The 17,069-nt window shown below is 73.4% G+C and carries 14 protein-coding genes; 10 read left to right on the forward strand and 4 right to left on the reverse strand.

Annotated elements, in window-relative coordinates; translation table 11 throughout:
* The first annotated feature begins 110 nt into the window (after positions 1 to 110).
* The 5 genes from scpA (at position 111) to VG869_08690 (ending at position 6,912) form a co-directional block, all read left to right on the forward strand.
* Positions 111 to 2,258 (forward strand): methylmalonyl-CoA mutase, encoded by a 2,148-nt coding sequence (gene scpA, locus VG869_08670; protein HEV3451264.1) that lies wholly within the window; start codon positions 111 to 113, stop codon positions 2,256 to 2,258.
* Positions 2,259 to 2,328: 70 nt separating this feature from the next.
* Positions 2,329 to 3,315 carry a methylmalonyl Co-A mutase-associated GTPase MeaB gene (gene meaB / locus VG869_08675; protein HEV3451265.1) on the forward strand — a complete coding sequence of 329 codons (987 nt, stop codon included), beginning with the start codon at positions 2,329 to 2,331 and terminating at the stop codon, positions 3,313 to 3,315.
* Between the two features lie 47 nt (positions 3,316 to 3,362).
* The gene (locus tag VG869_08680) at positions 3,363 to 5,549 is read left to right on the forward strand and encodes an EAL domain-containing protein (GenBank protein ID HEV3451266.1); all 2,187 of its coding nucleotides are present in this window, start codon (positions 3,363 to 3,365) and stop codon (positions 5,547 to 5,549) included.
* A gap of 219 nt (positions 5,550 to 5,768) precedes the next feature.
* The gene (locus VG869_08685) at positions 5,769 to 6,623 is read left to right on the forward strand and encodes an aldo/keto reductase (GenBank protein ID HEV3451267.1); all 855 of its coding nucleotides are present in this window, start codon (positions 5,769 to 5,771) and stop codon (positions 6,621 to 6,623) included.
* Positions 6,624 to 6,669: 46 nt separating this feature from the next.
* Positions 6,670 to 6,912 carry a DUF2630 family protein gene (locus VG869_08690; protein HEV3451268.1) on the forward strand — a complete coding sequence of 81 codons (243 nt, stop codon included), beginning with the start codon at positions 6,670 to 6,672 and terminating at the stop codon, positions 6,910 to 6,912.
* 72 nt (positions 6,913 to 6,984) lie between these two features.
* Here VG869_08690 and VG869_08695 read toward each other — a convergent pair whose 3' ends face one another.
* From VG869_08695 to VG869_08705, 3 genes are all read right to left on the reverse strand, one after another.
* A complete protein-coding gene (locus VG869_08695; GenBank protein ID HEV3451269.1) occupies positions 6,985 to 7,773 on the reverse strand; it encodes an SH3 domain-containing protein in 789 nt (262 codons plus the stop codon).
* Positions 7,773 to 8,771, reverse strand: a complete 999-nt coding sequence (locus VG869_08700) for a hypothetical protein (GenBank protein HEV3451270.1) — start codon at positions 8,769 to 8,771, stop codon at positions 7,773 to 7,775. The genes VG869_08695 and VG869_08700 overlap by 1 nt, the downstream gene beginning before the upstream one ends.
* Positions 8,772 to 9,237: 466 nt before the next feature.
* Entirely contained in the window at positions 9,238 to 10,248 is a 1,011-nt protein-coding gene (locus VG869_08705; protein ID HEV3451271.1) for a hypothetical protein, read from the reverse strand.
* Between the two features lie 232 nt (positions 10,249 to 10,480).
* On the opposite strand from VG869_08705, the gene VG869_08710 reads away from it, so the two are divergent.
* The 3 genes from VG869_08710 (at position 10,481) to moeB (ending at position 13,123) form a co-directional block, all read left to right on the forward strand.
* Positions 10,481 to 11,083, forward strand: coding sequence for a hypothetical protein (locus tag VG869_08710; GenBank protein ID HEV3451272.1), 603 nt, complete (start codon positions 10,481 to 10,483; stop codon positions 11,081 to 11,083).
* A 44-nt stretch (positions 11,084 to 11,127) separates the two neighbouring features.
* Positions 11,128 to 11,880 (forward strand): Sir2 family NAD-dependent protein deacetylase, encoded by a 753-nt coding sequence (locus VG869_08715; GenBank protein ID HEV3451273.1) that lies wholly within the window; start codon positions 11,128 to 11,130, stop codon positions 11,878 to 11,880.
* Positions 11,881 to 11,941: 61 nt separating this feature from the next.
* Entirely contained in the window at positions 11,942 to 13,123 is a 1,182-nt protein-coding gene (moeB, locus tag VG869_08720) for a molybdopterin-synthase adenylyltransferase MoeB (GenBank protein HEV3451274.1), read from the forward strand.
* A gap of 27 nt (positions 13,124 to 13,150) precedes the next feature.
* Here moeB and VG869_08725 read toward each other — a convergent pair whose 3' ends face one another.
* Complete coding sequence (locus VG869_08725; GenBank protein HEV3451275.1) at positions 13,151 to 14,689, reverse strand: leucyl aminopeptidase; 1,539 nt, start codon at positions 14,687 to 14,689, stop codon at positions 13,151 to 13,153.
* Positions 14,690 to 14,933: 244 nt separating this feature from the next.
* Between VG869_08725 and VG869_08730 the strand changes: the two genes are divergently transcribed.
* Entirely contained in the window at positions 14,934 to 16,280 is a 1,347-nt protein-coding gene (locus VG869_08730; GenBank protein HEV3451276.1) for an FAD-binding oxidoreductase, read from the forward strand.
* A 3-nt stretch (positions 16,281 to 16,283) separates the two neighbouring features.
* Positions 16,284 to 17,042 (forward strand): decaprenylphospho-beta-D-erythro-pentofuranosid-2-ulose 2-reductase, encoded by a 759-nt coding sequence (locus VG869_08735; protein ID HEV3451277.1) that lies wholly within the window; start codon positions 16,284 to 16,286, stop codon positions 17,040 to 17,042.
* Positions 17,043 to 17,069: the final 27 nt, after the last annotated feature.

Consider the following 17,069-nt stretch of genomic DNA (forward strand, 5'->3'; position numbering starts at 1 on the left):
GGCCGACGGATGGACGGCGACGGTTCAAGCCCGTTCGTCCTGGTTCCCGTGAAGGTAGCCACAACGAGCACTGACGCCCCTGCGCCACTCACCGCACGTGAGGTCATGTCATGAGCGACAAGTTCCTGGATTCGTCCAACCTCGACGCCTGGGAAAAAGCCGCGGCCAAATCGGCCCCGCAAGGTGATGTCGCCGCGCTCAACTGGAACACGCCCGACGGCGTTGTCGTCAAGCCTCTGTACACGCGCAAAGACCTGGAGGGAATCGCCCATGCCGACAGCCTGCCCGGCTTCGAACCCTTCGTGCGTGGGCCGCAGGCGACGATGTACGTGGGCCGGCCCTGGACGATCCGCCAGTACGCCGGGTTCTCCACGGCCGAGGAATCCAACGTCTTTTACAAGCGCACCTTAGCCGGCGGTGGACAGGGGATCTCGGTCGCCTTCGACCTGGCCACTCACCGTGGTTATGACTCCGACCACCCACGCGTCCAGGGCGACGTCGGCAAGGCGGGCGTGGCCATCGATTCGGTCGAGGACATGAAGATCCTCTTCGACGGGATCCCCCTCGACGAGATGACGGTCTCGCTGACCATGAACGGCGCGGTGCTGCCCGTCCTCGCCGGCTACGTCGTCGCGGCCGAGGAGCAGGGCGTCGACCAGGCGCAGCTGGCCGGGACCATCCAGAACGACATCCTCAAGGAGTTCATGGTCCGCAACACCTACATCTACCCGCCCGAGCCGAGCATGCGGATCGTGGCCGACATCATCGAGTACACGGCCAAGAACATGCCGAAGTTCAACTCGATCTCGATCTCCGGCTACCACATGCAGGAGGCGGGCGCGACCGCGGTGCAGGAGCTGGCCTTCACGGTCGCGGACGGGCTCGAGTACGCGCGGGCGGCCCTGAACCGGGGCCTCGACGTCGACGAGTTCGCCGGCCGGCTCTCCTTCTTCTTCGCCATCGGCATGAACTTCTTCATGGAGATCGCGAAGCTGCGGGCGGCGCGCCTGCTGTGGTCGCGGATCATGCGGCAGTTCGACCCGAAGAGCCCGTCCTCGCTGATGCTGCGGACCCACTGCCAGACCTCGGGCGTGTCGCTCACCGAGCAGGACCCCTACAACAACATCGTGCGCACGACCTTGGAGGCGCTGGCGGCCGCGCTCGGCGGGACGCAGAGCCTCCACACCAACAGCTTCGACGAGGCGCTCGCGCTCCCAACCGAGTTCTCGGCCCGAATCGCGCGGAACACCCAGCTCGTGCTCCAGGAGGAGAGCGGCATCACCCACACCGTCGACCCGCTCGGCGGCTCGTACTACGTCGAGGCCCTCACGGGCGCGCTCGGCGCGGCGGCCTGGGAGCTGATCGAGGAGGTCGAGACCGTCGGCGGCATGACGAAGGCCGTGCAGGCCGGCATGCCGAAGCTCCGGATCGAGGAGGCGGCGGCTCGACGTCAGGCGCGGGTCGACCGCGGCGAGGACGTGATCGTCGGCGTGAACGAGTACCGGCCGGCCTCCGAGGAGCCCGTCGACATCCGGGAGGTCGACAACAGCGCCGTGCGGGCCCAGCAGATCGAGCGGCTCGAGCGGCTGCGCGCCACCCGCGACCCCGCCCGGGTCGACGCGGCGCTGCGCGCCCTCACCGAGGGCGCGCGGGGCGACGCCAACCTGCTCGCGCTCAGCATCGAGGCCGCCCGAGCCCGCGCCACCGTCGGCGAGATCTCCGACGCGCTCGAGGCCGTGTTCTCCCGGTACCGGGCCACGATCCGGACCATCTCCGGCGTCTACGGCGGCGCCGCCGCCGGCGACACGGAGTGGGAGCAGACCCGCCACGCCGTCGACGCCTTCGCCGAGGCCGAGGGGCGCCGCCCGCGGATGCTCGTCGTGAAGATGGGCCAAGACGGCCACGACCGCGGGGCCAAGGTCATCGCCACCGCCTTCGCCGACCTCGGCTTCGACGTGGACGTCGGCCCGCTCTTCCAGACCCCCGAGGAGGTGGCCCGGGACGCGGTCGAGAACGACGTGCACGTCGTCGGCGTCAGCAGCCAGGCCGCCGGGCACAAGACCCTGGTCCCCGAGCTGCTCGCCCAGCTGCGGAAGCAAGGCGGGGACGACATCGTGGTCGTGGTGGGCGGCGTCGTGCCGGCCCAGGACTACGAGTTCCTGCACGACGCCGGCGTCGCCGCCGTGTTCGGGCCCGGCACCAACATCCCGGCCGCGGCGTCGGAGGTGCTCGGGCTGCTGCGTCACCGCCGGCGATGACCGCGGACGGTCGCCACGGCGCCCGGCCCCGGGCCCGCGTCGGCGCCGACGACGGGACGGGCGCCGGCCGGTGACCGAGCTGGCGGCTCGCCTGCGGGACGGGGACCGACGGGCGTTGGCGCGGGCCATCACGCTGGTGGAGAGCACCCGCCCCGATCACCGGGCCGAGGCCGACGCGCTGCTCACGGAGGTGCTCCCGGCGGCCGGGGAGGCCCGTCGGGTCGGCATCTCCGGGGCGCCCGGCTCGGGAAAGTCGACGCTCATCGAGGCGCTCGGCCTGCACGTCGTGCGCGAGGGCGCAGCCGTCGCCGTGCTCGCCGTCGACCCGTCGAGCACCCGGTCGGGCGGCTCGATCCTCGGTGACAAGACGCGCATGGGAGAGCTGACCCGGCAGCCCGAGGCGTTCGTGCGGCCGTCGCCGACCGGCGGCACGCTCGGCGGGGTGGCCCGGCGGACCCGAGAGGCGATGCTGCTCTGCGAGGCGGCGGGCTTCGACGTCGTCATCGTCGAGACGGTCGGGACCGGCCAGTCCGAGGTCGCGGTGGAGGGGATGGTCGACTGCTTCCTCGTGCTCGTCGGACCCGGCGGCGGCGACGAGCTGCAAGGCATCAAGCGGGGGATCATCGAGCTCGCCGACCTCGTGGTCGTCACGAAGGCCGACGGCGAGCTGCGCCGCGCCGCCGAGGTGACCGCGGCGGAGTACGCGTCCGCGCTGCGGCTCCTGAGACCCAAGCACGCGGAGTGGAGCCCGGTCGTGCTGCGCTGCTCCGCGATCGAGGGCACCGGCATCGGCGAGCTGTGGGCGGCGGTCGTCGCCTTCGGCGACGCGCTCGCGGCCAGCGGGGCGCTGGCCCAGCGCCGCGCCGACCAGAGCCGGGCGTGGCTGTGGAGCGAGATCGGGGCCGGCCTGCTCGAGCGGGTCCGGGGCGCGCCGGGCGTGGCCGACCTCACCCGCCGCCTCGAGGCGGACGTCGTCGCCGGCCGCGTCCCGCCCCCGGTGGCGGCCGAGCAGGTCCTCGCGGCCTTTCTCGGCTCGGGTCGGCCGGCTCGGAACTGACCCTCCAGGCCCCGGGATCGGGTGCCGATATCCGGTCGGATATGGGGATGGAGGCGGGGCTCGCGCTCGCAGCGGGCTTCTTCGCCGGCATGTTTGTGACCGCGCTCCTGCTGTGGTTCCACGAGCGGGCGGCTCGACGCGCCGTCGACGAGGCCAGCGTCCGGCTGCGAAGCCACGAGGCGCGGACCCAAGCCCTCCTCCGCGAGTCGCGGGACATCCTCGTGGTCCTGGCTGGGGACGGGACCGTCCGCTACGTCAGCCCCGCCGCCGACCGGATCCTCGGGCGGAGCGGCGCCAAGTTCGTCGGCACCAGCGCCGCGGCGCTCGTGCATCCCGACGACCTCGACCGCCTCACCGCGGCGCTGCAAGCCGCCGCCGCCGCGCCGGGCGAGAGCCACCGGCTCGAGTTCCGTGCCCAGCGCGGCGACGGGCGCTGGGTGCTCCTCGAGGCCGCGGTCGACGACCTCCGCCAGGACCCCGCCGTCGACGGCGTCGTCCTCGCCTGTCACGACGTCAGCGACCGGCAGCGCGCCGAGGCGGCCCGGCTGGAGGCGCACGAGCGGTTCCGGACCACCTTCGAGCACGCGCCGATCGGCATGGCCCTCATCGGCCTCGACGGCCGGCTCGCCCAGGTGAACCGCTCCCTGGCCCAGATGGTCGGCCGCGCCGCGGACCAGCTCGCGGGCGCCCCCCTCCTGTCGTTCATCGAGCCCGACGACCAGGACGCCGTGAGCCAGGTGATGCGTCGGGTCGTCGGGGGCGAGCTGGGCCACGCCCGGGTCGAGCCCCGCCTCGCCCACGTCGACGGGCGCCCGGTCTGGGTCGCGCTCACGGTCTCGCTGGTCCGGGACGGCTTCGGCGCACCGCTGCACCTGATGACCCAGGCCGAGGACGTCACCGAGCGGCGCCACAGTGGGGAGCGGCTCGCCCACCAGGCCGTCCACGACCCGCTGACCGGGCTGCCGAACCGGGCCCGCTTCGTCGAGCAGCTCCGCGACGCCCTCGCGCGCCCGCAGGCCGGAGGGCGGGTCGCGGTGCTCTTCGTCGACCTCGACCACTTCAAGGTCGTGAACGACAGCCTGGGCCACGCCGCCGGCGACCGGCTGCTCGTCGCCATCGCCGACCGTCTGCGCACCGCCACCCGGCCGAGCGACGCGCTGGCCCGCTTCGCCGGCGACGAGTTCACGATCCTCTGCGAGGGCGTGCGCGACGAGGCCACCGCGTTCGAGCTCGCCGACCGCGTCTCCGGCGCGGTCGCCAAGCCCGTGCCGCTCGTCGAGGGCGAGGTGTTCGTGAGCGCCAGCGTCGGCATCGCCCTGTCGACCGGAGACATGGAGACCCCCGAGACCCTGCTGCGCAACGCCGACGCCGCGATGCACCGGGCCAAGGACCAGGGGCGGGCCCGCGCGGGTCTGTACGACGCCAACGCCCACGACCAGGCGGTCCGCCAGCTCCGCACCGGCAACGACCTGCACCGCGCCCTCGAGCGGGGCGAGCTGCGCATGCACTACCAGCCGATCATGAGCCTCGAGACCGGGCGGCTCTCCGGCTTCGAGGCCCTGCTCCGCTGGGAGCACCCGGAGCGGGGGCTGGTGCGGCCGGACGAGTTCGTGTCGCTCGCCGAGGAGACGGGACTCGTGGTGCCGATCGGGTCGTGGGCGCTCGAGGTGGCCTGCCGGCAGGCCGCGTCCTGGCACGCGCACGGGGCCCCGGTCACGATCAGCGTCAACCTCTCGCCCCGCCAGCTCGCCGAGCCCGCCCTCGTCGAATCCGTGGCGGCCGTGCTCGCCCGCAGCGGCATCAACCCGGTCGCGGTCTGGCTCGAGATCACGGAGAGCACCCTGATGCGCGACGCCGAATCGGCGGTCACGACGCTCGGCGCGCTGCGGGCCCTCGGGGTCCACCTCTCGGTGGACGACTTCGGGACGGGCTACTCGTCGATGAGCTACCTGAAGCGCTTCCCGGTCGAGTCGCTGAAGGTCGACCGCTCGTTCATCGACGGCCTCGGGCGCGATCCCGAGGACACGGCCATCTGCACCGCGGTCGTGAGCCTGGCGCACGCGCTCGGGCTGCGCGCCGTGGCCGAGGGCGTCGAGACGCCCGAGCAGCTCGCCGAGCTGCGCACGCTCGGCTGCGAGCTGGGTCAGGGCTACCTCTTCGGGCGCCCGGCGCCGGCCGAGGCCTGGGGGTCCCGCCCGCACGAGCAGCTCACGACCAGCCTCCGAAGCGCGTAGCCGCACCGGCGACGACCTGCCGACCGGGCCGCCGGTCGGCGCCGTCCTCTCTCCTCTCTCCTCTCTTCTCCTCTGCCTGCCGCCCTGGTTCCCGCCGCCCCGAGACGCGCCCTCGGACCCGGGCCGATGGCCACCCGGCCCGTCGGAGTTCCGACGCGACCGTTCGGGGGGATAGACCAGGCGGATCCGCGGCGCCGCCGCGCGAGCGAGGGAGCCGAGGTGGCTGAGAACCCGAACCCGACGGACGCTCGGACCTGGATCCTCGGCGACGATCTCCCGGTCCGGCGGTTGGGCTTCGGCGCGATGCGAATCACGGGCCCCGGGATCTGGGGCGAGCCCCCGGACCACGACGAAGCGGTCGCGGTGCTCCGGCGAGCGGTCGAGCTCGGCGTCGACCTCATCGACACCGCCGATTCGTACGGGCCCTTCGTCAGCGAGCAGCTCATCGCCGAGGCGCTCCACCCCTACCCGGAGCACGTCGTAATCGCCACGAAGGGAGGCCTGCTGCGGGACGGGCCCGGGCAGTGGCGCCCGGACGGGCGCCCCGAGCACCTCCGCGCCGCCTGCGAGGGGAGCCTGCAGCGGCTGCGCCTCGAGCAGATCCCGCTCTACCAGCTCCACCGACCCGACCCGAAGGTCCCGCTCGAGGACTCGATCGGCGCCCTCGTCGCGCTCCAGCGAGAGGGCAAGGTCCGCCACATCGGCGTGTCGAACGTCGACGGTCGCCAGCTGACGGCCGCGATGAGGATCACGCCGATCGTGTCGGTCCAGAACCGCTACAACCCGACCGATCGGAGCGCCAACGCGGTCCTCGAGCGGTGCGAGGCCGAGCACCTCGCCTTCCTGCCCTGGGCCCCGCTCGGCGCCGGCGGGCTCGGCTCGGACGCGCGGATCGCCGCGCTGGCGGCCCGGCACGGCGCGACGGTCAACCAGGTGGCCGTGGCGTGGCTGCTCGCCCGCTCGCCGGTGATCCTCCCGATCCCCGGGACCGGCTCCGTCGCGCACCTCGAGGAAAACCTGGCCGCGGCGTCCCTGCGCCTGGCGCCGGACGAGATGGACCTGAGCGCGGCCTAACGTCGAGCCGTCGGTTGGCGTCGCCGCCGCGAGCAAAGGACTGAGGATGGACGATCAGGAGCTGGTCGCGTACATCGGCAAACTCGTCGCCGAGGAGCACGAGCTCGAGCAGCACCGCGATCGACGCGGTCTCTCCGACGAGGACCACGAGCGCCTCCGCAACCTCGACGTCCAGCTCGACCAGTGCTGGGACCTGCTTCGACAGCGCCGGGCCCGGCGCGAGGTCGGGGACGACCCCGAGCAGGCCGCGGTGCGGCCGGCCTCGACGGTCGAGCACTACCGGCAGTGACGGGCGGGCGGCGAGCCCAGGCACCAGGAGGCGATCGGTGGCGAACCCCCGGACGGCACGGCCGGTTCGGTACTACCTCGCCTTGAGGTCGCGCCCGTCGATCCAGCCCGACCAGCCGTTCGAGCACAGGACCCGAGTCCAGTCGCCGTAGCGCTCGAGGACCTGGACCTGGGTGCGCTGCTCGATGGTGGCGACGGCAGCCAGCGCGGCGTCGGGCTGGGCCCACGCCGGGGCTGGACGCCTGAGCGTGTGCGTCGGGGCCCACGCGGCGGCGCCGGGCGACGCAGCGGAGGCGGCGGCGACCGGGACCGTCGCGTCGGCGGGCGGCGGGCCGCTCTTCATCTGGTCGACGAGGGCGCGCTGCTCCTGGCGGTGCTGGTCGAGGCTGCCCTGGTAGTCCGTCCAGGCGGCCAGCTGCTCGGCTCGGCCGGCGATGAGGAGCTGGAGGCTCTGGGCGGCTTTCAGCACCGACGACACGGTCAGCCCGAGACCCTGACCGGTGAGCCCGTCGGCAAGGACCGGCGCCCGGAGCCGGACCACGACGTCGTCGCCGTCGGGGCTGGTGTCGGCCTCGACCAGCGGGTAGCCGCCGGCGAGCTGGCGGGCAGCCTGGCTCAGCGTCGCGGCGGGCGGGTCCGTGTCCCACGGCGCCCGCCACTCGGCGTCGAGGTTCGACGCGCTGACGCGGCGTTCGTAGACGATCTCGAAGGTCCCGGGCTCGCCGGCGCGGATCACGAGCCGGGGCTCGGCGTCGTGGGGCGGCGTCACCCAGAGCTCCTCGGGCGCCGACGCGCCGGTGCCCGTGCTGACCTGGAGGCCGAGGGCCTCCATCCACTGGCGCAACGTCCGCAGCTCGGTCATCACTCGCACCCGCAGGCAGGAAACTGGACGTCCGGGTTGGCCGCCCGCAGCTCGGCCAGCCTGAGGTCGTTGCCCGCCACGCCGTTGAGGGCCTCGTTCTGGCGTCGCTGGGCGTCGTCGAGCTTGGCCTGCCACGGGGCCCGGTTCTGGTCGTGGATGCGGTCGATCTCGCCGTGGGCCGACTTCATCTCCGCGTTGAGTTGAGCATTCCAGTCGTCGGGCGTGTTCCCAATGAAGAACGAACTCCCTCCGAAAAGACCCATAGCGGTGCCTACCGCATACGCGCCGAAGCTAAGGGGCAGGGTCGCCACGACTGGAAGCACAGTGAGGATTGCCCCTGCGGTGGCATGGAGCCTGCGTCGGAAGATGTAGTCCGTACGGAGCTGGTTGTCGAGGTAGTCGAGGGCCTGGTAGTAGGCCTGGTCGATCTGGTTGAGCTCGGTCTGGGCCGCCTGCACATCTGCTTCGGCCTGTGCCTGCTGTTGTTTGGCGAAGCACAGGTCGTCGCAGGCCCTGGTGAAGTCCCCGAGGGGATCGGGCTTCGTGCGGTTGCGCACCACGACCCCCGTGGCCGCCGCACCGGTCACGGTCGCGGCGGCGCCGCCGCCGAGCACCCACTCCCACGGAAAACCACCCGACGACCCTGAGGTCTGGTCCGAGGGTGCGGACGCCGTCGTGGGGGTGGTCGGGGCGACCGTCGTTGTCGGCGCCGCCGCCGCCGCCGAGGTCGGAGGAACGAACGGTTGGCCCGAGCCGGCCGCCGGCGACTGCGTCCCACCCTGTGGCGGCGCGGGCTCCGCGGTCGACGGAGGCGCCGCTGCGGTCGATGGCGTGCTGTCGCACCCCTGCCCCGTCACCGGGTCGCACGCCTGGGCCACCCGGGCCGACAACCCGATCACCAGCGCGGCGACGAACAGGAAGCCCAGCACCACCAGCCCGGTGCCCAGACACCGGAACCGAGCGCGCCCGAGTCGCAGCCCCGACGCCCCCGCGGTCATCCCCACACGCCGACACCCATCACCCGTGGGCTCCCCTGCCGTCCCCGCCGGAGTCTCCCAGGCCGACCACCCGGCGGCAACGCCACCCCGCCCAAACGCGTCCCGGCACCCCGACCCGATCCGACCCGACATCCCCCTCGCGGCTCCGCCGATTGGGCCGCAAACGCGGCGTCACGCCGGGCGACCGCACGGGTCCTCGACGCTTGCCGCCATCACGCCGGGAGCAGCGATGCCGACCACCGTGACCATCGTTCCGTGGGCTGACCCGATCGCCGACACCATCGGCGCGGCAATGTCACCTGCCCCCGTGCCCCGGGCGGGCGCCTGCTGTCAATTGGCTGATGAATCCCGGGCGGCATCCGCCTCGGACCGGGTATCCACCGGCCCCCGCTGACCGAACGGTGTACCGAGACCCGAGAGCGGTGGGGCGGCGAGGCGGAGTCGGCGGCGAACGCCCCCAGCGGGATCATCCCTCACACCCGCAGGCAGGGAACTCGACTTGGGGGTTGGCGGCGCGCAGCTCGACCAGGTGGTACTCGGCGGCGTGGCGGTTGTTGAAGGCCTCGTTCTGACGCTGCTGGGCGGCGTCCAGCTTGGCCTGCCACGGAGCCCGGTTCTGGTCGTGGATGCTGTCGATGAGGGCGTGCCCCGACTTCATCTCGGCGTTGACCTGAGCGTTCCAGGAGGCCTCGTTACCGTTCGCATCCAGCGCACCCGACGCGGCGACACCAGCGCTTCCCGCCACGCCGAGCAGCGCCGGGCCGAGACCGAACGGTATGGCGGCGGCGAAGGGAAGGAGCGTAAGGGTTATCGCGGCGCCCTGATGGATCCTGCGCAGGGAGAGGTACTGCTGGCGGAGTTGGTTGTCCAGGTAGTCGAGGGCCTTGAAGTAGGCCTGGTCGATCTGGGCCAGCTCGGCCTGGGCGGCCGCGGCGTCCGATTCGGCCTGGGCCTCCACTTGCTTCGAGAAGCACAGGTCGTCGCAGGTCTGGGTGTAGTCCACGAGGGGATCGGGCTTCTTGCGGTTGCGCACGGCCAGACCGGTGGCGCCCAGGCCGGTCACCGTGAGCGCCCCGCCGCCGAGCAGCCAATCCCACGGAAGATCGCCCGACGAGCCCGACGGCTGGTCGGTGGCTGGGGACGCCGTCGTGGGGGTCGCCGGTGCGACCGTTGTTGTCGGAGCCGCCGCCGGCGCCGAGGTTGGAGGGATGAACGGCTGCCCGTTGTCGGACGGCGAGCCGGATGGCGACTGGGTCGCACCTTGGGGTGGCACCCCCGAGGGTTGCGGACTCGACGCTGCGGTCGACGGTGTGGTGTCGCATCCCACCCCCGTCACCGGGTCGCACGCCTGAGCCACCCGGGCCGATAACCCGAGCACCAGCGCGACCACGAACAGAAACCCCAGCACCAGCAGCCCGAGACCCAGGGACCGGAACCGAGCCCGCTCGAGTCGCGGCCCCGACGCCCCAGCGCTCATCCCCACACCCCGACACCCATCACCGTGGGCTCCCCCCGTATCGCCGCCGAAGTGTCCCAGCCCGAAGACCGGGTAACAAGCGACGTCACGCGCCCCGAACGGGTCGCGGGCACGACCCGATTCCCACGCGACATCCCCAGTCGCCGCTCCGCCGATCGGCCGCGACGCGTGTCACGCGCGGCGACCGCACGGGTCCTCGACCGTTGCGCCGCCATCACGCCGGGAGCAGCCGATGCCGACCACCCTGACCATCGTTCCGTGGGCGGATCCGATCGCCGACACCATCGGCTACGACCCCCGGTCGCTGTACGCCGAGACGTTCTGGTTGCCCACGCTCGGCCCCACGGCGCTGCTGCTCCTCCGCCACCTCGCGAGCCGGTTCGACGACGCGCCGGGCGGGCTGGAGCTGCGCGTCGCCGAGACCTCGCAGGCCCTCGGCGTCGGCGACCGCGACGGCTCGAGCTCCCCGATCGTGCGCACGCTCGCCCGCCTCGAGCAGTTCGACCTGGCCTGCACCGACCCGCACTCGTCGACCATCGCGGTTCGCCGCAGCCTGCCCCCCGTCGACCGCCGACACCTGCGGCGACTGCCGCCCGAGCTCCAGCAGGTCCACGCCCACTGGGCCGAGGCCCGGCTCGCCGAGCCGCCGCAAGCCGAGGCCAGTCGACGCGCCCGACGCCTGGCCCTCGCGCTGCTCGAGCAGGGTGACGCCGCCGACCACGTCGAGGCCGTCCTCGGCTCCGTTGGGTTCCATCCGGTCGTGGGTGCCGACGCCGTCCGCTGGGCGCTCCGGCACGGCGGCCGCGACGCCGACTCGACCGGCCTGGCCGTCTGAGCCTCACGAGCGCCGCACCGCGGCGCGCCGGCCACAATGGGACGGTGGCCGACGACCGGGACATCGCGAGCTGGCTGCGGGAGGCGAGCGCCGTCGTCGTGCTGACCGGGGCGGGGATCTCCACCGAGTCCGGGATCCCCGACTTCCGGGGTCCCGAGGGGCTGTTTACCAAGAACCCGGAGGCCGAGAAGACCGCGATGTTGCAGCACTACGTGCGCGACCCGAGCGTGCGCGAGCAGGCCTGGCAGAACCGCTTGCACGGCCCCTACTGGACGGCGGCGCCGAACGCCGGCCACCGCGCCGTCGCGGCGCTCGAGCGCCGGGCCGCGCTCGACACGCTCGTGACGCAGAACGTCGACGGGCTCCACCACCAGGCCGGGAGCTCGCCCGACAAGATCGTCGAGATCCACGGCAACGTGCGGGAGGTCAAGTGCCTCTCCTGCCGCTGGCGGGCACCGATGGAAGTGGCCCTGGAACGGGTGCGCGCCGGCGAGGCCGACCCCGAGTGCCCGGCGTGCGGCGGGATCCTGAAGTCGGCGACGATCAGCTTCGGCGAGAACCTCGTCCCCGAGGACCTGGCCCGGTCGCAGCAGGCGGCCGCCCGGGCCGACGTGTTCCTCGCCGTCGGCACCAGCCTCACCGTCTACCCGGCGGCCGGGCTGCCCGAGTACGCCCTGGCCAACCGGGCCCGGCTGGTGGTGCTGAACGCCGAGCCCACGCCGTTCGACGCCGCCGCCGACGCCGTCGTGCGGGCGCCCATCGGCCAGGCCCTCCCGGCCATCGTCGACGCCGTCTGAGACGGCGGTTGGGAATTTCCGACCCCTCGCCTAGCATTTCGCGGTAGCAGAGAGGTGATCAATGGCCTTCCGAGACCTGCTGAACGCCGCCAAACAGCGGATCCACGAGATCGACCCCGCGGACGCCGAGGGACGCCTCGACGACGCCACCTTCCTCGACGTCCGGGAGCAGGACGAGTACGAGCAGGGCACCATCCCCGGGGCCGTGTTCATCCCCCGGGGCCAGCTCGAGTCCCAGGTCGAGAACCGGCTGTCCGACAAGGACCGGCCGGTGGTCGTGTACTGCGCCGGCGGGGCCCGCTCGGCGTTCGCCGCCGACACCCTCCAGCAGCTCGGCTACCGGGACGTCAGCTCGATGGCCGGCGGGTTCGGCCGGTGGAAGAACGAGGGGCGGGCGTGGGTCACCCCGGCGGTGCTGAGCCCCGAGCAGCGCACCCGCTACCACCGGCACATCCTGCTGCCCGAGATCGGCGAGGCCGGCCAGCAGCGGCTCCTCGAGAGCAAGGTCCTGCTCCTCGGCGCCGGCGGCCTCGGCTCGCCCGCGGCCCTCTACCTGGCCGCCGCCGGGGTCGGGACGCTCGGCATCGTCGACATGGACGTCGTCGACGCCTCGAACCTGCAGCGCCAGATCCTGCACAACGTCGACCGCATCGGCGAGCGCAAGGTCGACTCGGCCAAGAAGACGCTGACCCAGCTGAACCCCGACGTCGACGTCGTGACGTACGACGTGCGGCTCGGCGCCGACAACATCCTCGAGATCATCGACGGGTACGACGTCGTCGTCGACGGGACCGACAACTTCCCGACCCGGTACCTGCTGAACGACGCCTCGCTGCTCGCGCGCGTCCCCGTCGTCCACGGCTCGATCTTCCGCTTCGAGGGCCAGGTCACCGTGTTCAAGCCCTACGAAGGGCCCTGCTACCGGTGCCTGCTCCCCGAGCCGCCGCCGCCGGAGCTGGCGCCGAGCTGCGCCGAGGCCGGCGTGCTCGGCGTGCTGCCCGGCATCATCGGCTCGATCCAGGGCCTCGAGGCGATCAAGGTCCTCCTCGACCTCGGCGACCCCCTCGTCGGCCGGCTCCTGGCCTACGACGCGCTCGAAGAGACCTTCCGCAACTTCAAGGTGCGGCGCGACCCGACGTGCCCGGCGTGCGGGCCCGACGCGGCCCCGATCGTCATCGCCGAGTACGACGACCTCTGCCTGCCGCACGCGACGCTCGCCGACGGGTCGACGACGGGCCACTGACCCCCGGTCGAACCCGCGCGGCCGGGCTCAGCCGCGCTTCGCCGTCCGCGCTGCCGTCCGCGCTGCCGGCTTCGGGTGCCGCGGCGGGTCGAACGCGCTGACGAGCTCGAGCAGCGTCCGGACCCCGAAGCCGGTCCCGCCCTTCGTGAGCTCACCGTCGTCGGCCCCGGCCCGGGCCGGCCCGGCGATGTCCAGGTGCGCCCACGCCACGTCGTCGACGAACCGCTCGAGGAAGAGCCCCGCGGTCAAGGCCCCGCCGTACGAGCCGGTGCTGATATTCCGCAGGTCGGCGACCTCGGATTCCAGCAGCTTGCGATAGTCGGCCGGGAGCGGGAGCGGCCACAGCGGCTCGCCGGCGCGGTCGGCGGCGGCGCGAACCTGGCCGATCCACCCCTCGTCGTTGCCCATGACCCCCGCGACCTTCTCGCCGAGGGCGACGACGCAGGCGCCGGTGAGCGTGGCCAGGTCCACGATCGCGTCGGCGCGCTCGGAGGAGGCGAGGGCCAGCGCGTCGGCGAGGATCAGCCGGCCCTCGGCGTCGGTGTTCAGCACCTCCACGGTGGTGCCGCTCCGCATGCGGAGCACGTCCCCGGGCCGGATGGCGGTGCCGCTCGGCATGTTCTCCACCATCGGCGCGTAGGCGACGACCCGGTGCCGGACGCCGAGCGCGGCGAGCGCCGACATGGCCGCGAGCACGGCCGCCGCCCCGGACATGTCGGTCTTCATCGTCTCCATGCCCGACGCCGTCTTCAGCGACAGCCCGCCCGAGTCGAACACGACCCCCTTGCCCACCAGGGCCAGGGTCCGGGCCCGGGCGGCGCCGCGGGGCTGGTAGACGGCGCGCACGAACCGAGGCCGACGGGACGAACCCTGCCCCACGCCGAGCACGCCGCCCATCTTCTGGGCCCGGAGCTGCGCCTCCCCCAGCACGGTGACGCGCACGCCCCGGCCCGAGAGCAGACGGCGGGCCGCGGCCGCGAACTCCGCCGGCGACTTCGCACCCGACGGCTCGTTCACCAGGTCCCGGGCCCACGACACCGCCCCGGCCACGGTGACGCCCCGGTCGAGCCCAGCCCGAACGGGCGCGCCGCCGCCGGCGACGATCACCCGGTTCAGCTTGGAGCGCTCACCGTCGGACTTGTAGGTGAGGAAGCGGTAGGACCCGAGCGCGAAGCCCTCGGCGAGGGCCTGCGCGGCGGGCGCGGGCTCGAGGTCGGGCGCCGCCGCGAGCAGAGTGGTCACCACCGAGCGGGCGTGCGCGGCGCGGCGCGCCACCGCGGCCGCGGCTCGCCGGAGGCGGTCGGTGGAGACGGTGCTGGCCTCGCCAAGCCCGACGAGGACGGCGACCCCCGACGCGGCGGGCCCGGGGATGGGGACAACGAGGGTCTCGTCGGGCTTGCCCCCGAATCCGGCCTCCTCGATGAGGGTGCGCAGGCTCCCGCCGAGCGCCGCCTCGACGATCTCCGCCCCCGGTCCGGGCGTGCCGCCGGCGAACATGGGCACCGCGAGCATGTCGGCTCGGACTTTGTCCGCCGGGCGGGTGGTCACCGCGAAGTCGATCGCCACCGCCGGTCTCCTCTCCTTCGCGGCCTGCTCACCTGACGCTATAGCGGCGCGGCCACGGTCAGCGTGCCGGCGGAGCGGGAGGGGGGCTTGGCTAGCCTGGTCCGATGGTCGGCGCCCGCCCCACGCGACGGCGCGAGGCCACCGCCGGCTCGCCCCGACCGGCCGACACGCGGCGTGGCCACCGCGCCGTGGAGACCGGCACGGATCCCGCCGGGGGCGCCGCGCCGCTTCGCTCGAGCTCCCGATGACCACCGTCCTCACCGGCTGGTGCCGCACCGCGCCCAGCGCCGCCGAGGTGGTGACGCCCCGGGGCCTGGCCGACGTCGAGCCGGTCGTGGCCCAGGCCGGCCGGCGGGGCGTGATCGCCCGCGGCCTCGGCCGCAGCTACGGGGACGCGGCCCAGAACGCAGGGGGCACGGTGCTTGATGCCACCAGCCTGGCCGCGATGCGCGCCGTCGACCGGGCCGCGACGACGATCACGGTCGAGGGGGGCGTGAGCCTCGACGCGCTGATGCGGCTCCTCGTCCCCCAGGGCTTCTTCGTGCCGGTCAGCCCCGGCACGCGGTTCGTGACCGTTGGCGGGGCGCTGGCGGCCGACATCCACGGCAAGAACCATCACTTCGAGGGCAGCTTCTCCAACCACGTCGAATCGTTCACGTTGCGGGCGCCGAAGGAGACGGTCGTCGCCACCCCCGGCCACGACGCCGAGGTGTTCTGGGGGACGGCCGGCGCGTTGGGGCTGACCGGCGTCGTCACCGACGTGACGATGCGGCTGCTGCCCATCGAGTCCTCGCTCGTCCTCGTGGACGCGGAGCGGGTCGAGCACCTCGACGCGCTGATGGAGCGGATGGTCGAAGGCGACGCGCGGTATCGCTACTCGGTCGCCTGGATCGACTGCCTGGCGTCGGGACGATCGCTCGGGCGGTCGGTGCTCACGCGCGGCGACCACGCGCCGCTCGAAGCCCTCCCGGCGAAGCTGCGGTCCCAGCCGCTGCGGTTCTCGCCGCCGCCGGGCGTCGCCGCGCCCCGGTGGGTCCCGGAGGGCCTGATGAACCGCGTGACGGTGCGGGCCTTCAACGAGCTGTGGTTTCGCCGGGCCCCGCGGCGGCGGCAGGAGCACCTCGAGTCGATCAGCACCTTCTTCCACCCGCTCGACCGGGTGCAGCACTGGAACCGCCTGTACGGGCGACGGGGGTTCGTCCAGTACCAGTTCGTGGTCCCCGCCGACGCGACGGCCACGGTGCGCCAGAGCGTGCAGCTCCTGAGCGCGGCCCGCTGCGCGTCCTTCCTCGCCGTGCTGAAGCGGTTCGGACCCGGGAACCCGGGGCCGCTCTCCTTCCCGATGCCCGGCTGGACCCTCGCCCTCGACATCCCCGCCACGGTCCCCGGGGTCGGCCCGCTCCTCGACGAGCTCGACCAGCTGGTCGTCGAAGCGGGCGGCCGCGTCTACCTGGCCAAGGACTCGCGGCTCGCGCCGGAGCTCGTCCCGCAGATGTACCCCGAGCTCGACCGCCTCCGGGAGCTGCGGGCTCGGCTCGACCCGTCGGGCGTCATGCAGTCGGACCTGGCCCGCCGCCTCCAGCTGCTCTAGACGATGCAAGACGGCCTCGGCGGCGTGCAGTCGGTGCTCGTGCTGGGCGGGATGTCGGAGATCGCCGGCGCCACCCTCCACCGCCTCGTGGAGCGCCGCACCCGCCGCGTCGTCCTGGCCGGGCGCGACCTCGACGGCCTCGCCGCCGTCGCCGACGACCTCCGGGCCCGCGGCGCGACGAGCGTCGAGTGCGTCGCGTTCGACGCCGCCGACACCGCCGGTCACGAGGCGATGGTCGACGAGGTGTTCAAGGGCGGTGACCTCGACCTCGTCCTCGCCGCCTTCGGGGTCCTCGGCGACCAGGCCGACGCGGAGCAGCACGCGCCGGCGGCGCTCGAGGTCGCCCGGGTCAACTACCTCGGCGCGGTGTCGGTGCTCACGCCCGTGGCCGAGCAGCTCCGGACCCAGGGCCACGGGATCATCGTCGTGCTCTCGTCGGTCGCCGGCGAGCGGGCCCGGCGCTCGAACTACGTGTACGGCTCGTCGAAGGCGGCGCTCGACGCGTTCGCCCAGGGCCTCGACGACCGGCTCGTCGGCAGCGGCGTCCGCGTCATGATCGTCCGGCCCGGTTTCGTGCACACGAAGATGACCGCCGGCAGGCCGCCCGCGCCGCTGGCGACCACGCCGGAGGCGGTCGCCGACGCGATCGTCGACGGGCTCGCGTCCGGGCGGTCGATCATCTGGGTGCCCCCGGTCCTCCGCCCGGTCATGACGGCGATCCGGCACCTGCCCCGGCCCGTCTTCCGCAAGCTCGCGCTCTAACCGACCGCCACTCGCGGTCCCGGGCGA

The organism is Acidimicrobiia bacterium, assembly GCA_035948415.1.
GTDB lineage: Bacteria > Actinomycetota > Acidimicrobiia > IMCC26256 > PALSA-555 > PALSA-555.

Bases quoted from the DNA above. Each gene is read 5' to 3' on its own strand.
- scpA (HEV3451264.1), top strand. From the start codon at position 111: ATGAGCGACAAGTTCCTGGATTCGTCCAACCTCGACGCCTGGGAAAAA.
- VG869_08680 (HEV3451266.1), top strand. From the start codon at position 3,363: ATGGAGGCGGGGCTCGCGCTCGCAGCGGGCTTCTTCGCCGGCATGTTT.
- VG869_08690 (HEV3451268.1), top strand. From the start codon at position 6,670: ATGGACGATCAGGAGCTGGTCGCGTACATCGGCAAACTCGTCGCCGAG.
- VG869_08695 (HEV3451269.1), bottom strand. From the start codon at position 7,773: ATGACCGAGCTGCGGACGTTGCGCCAGTGGATGGAGGCCCTCGGCCTC.
- VG869_08700 (HEV3451270.1), bottom strand. From the start codon at position 8,771: ATGACCGCGGGGGCGTCGGGGCTGCGACTCGGGCGCGCTCGGTTCCGG.
- VG869_08705 (HEV3451271.1), bottom strand. From the start codon at position 10,248: ATGAGCGCTGGGGCGTCGGGGCCGCGACTCGAGCGGGCTCGGTTCCGG.
- VG869_08710 (HEV3451272.1), top strand. From the start codon at position 10,481: ATGCCGACCACCCTGACCATCGTTCCGTGGGCGGATCCGATCGCCGAC.
- moeB (HEV3451274.1), top strand. From the start codon at position 11,942: ATGGCCTTCCGAGACCTGCTGAACGCCGCCAAACAGCGGATCCACGAG.
- VG869_08730 (HEV3451276.1), top strand. From the start codon at position 14,934: ATGACCACCGTCCTCACCGGCTGGTGCCGCACCGCGCCCAGCGCCGCC.
- VG869_08735 (HEV3451277.1), top strand. From the start codon at position 16,284: ATGCAAGACGGCCTCGGCGGCGTGCAGTCGGTGCTCGTGCTGGGCGGG.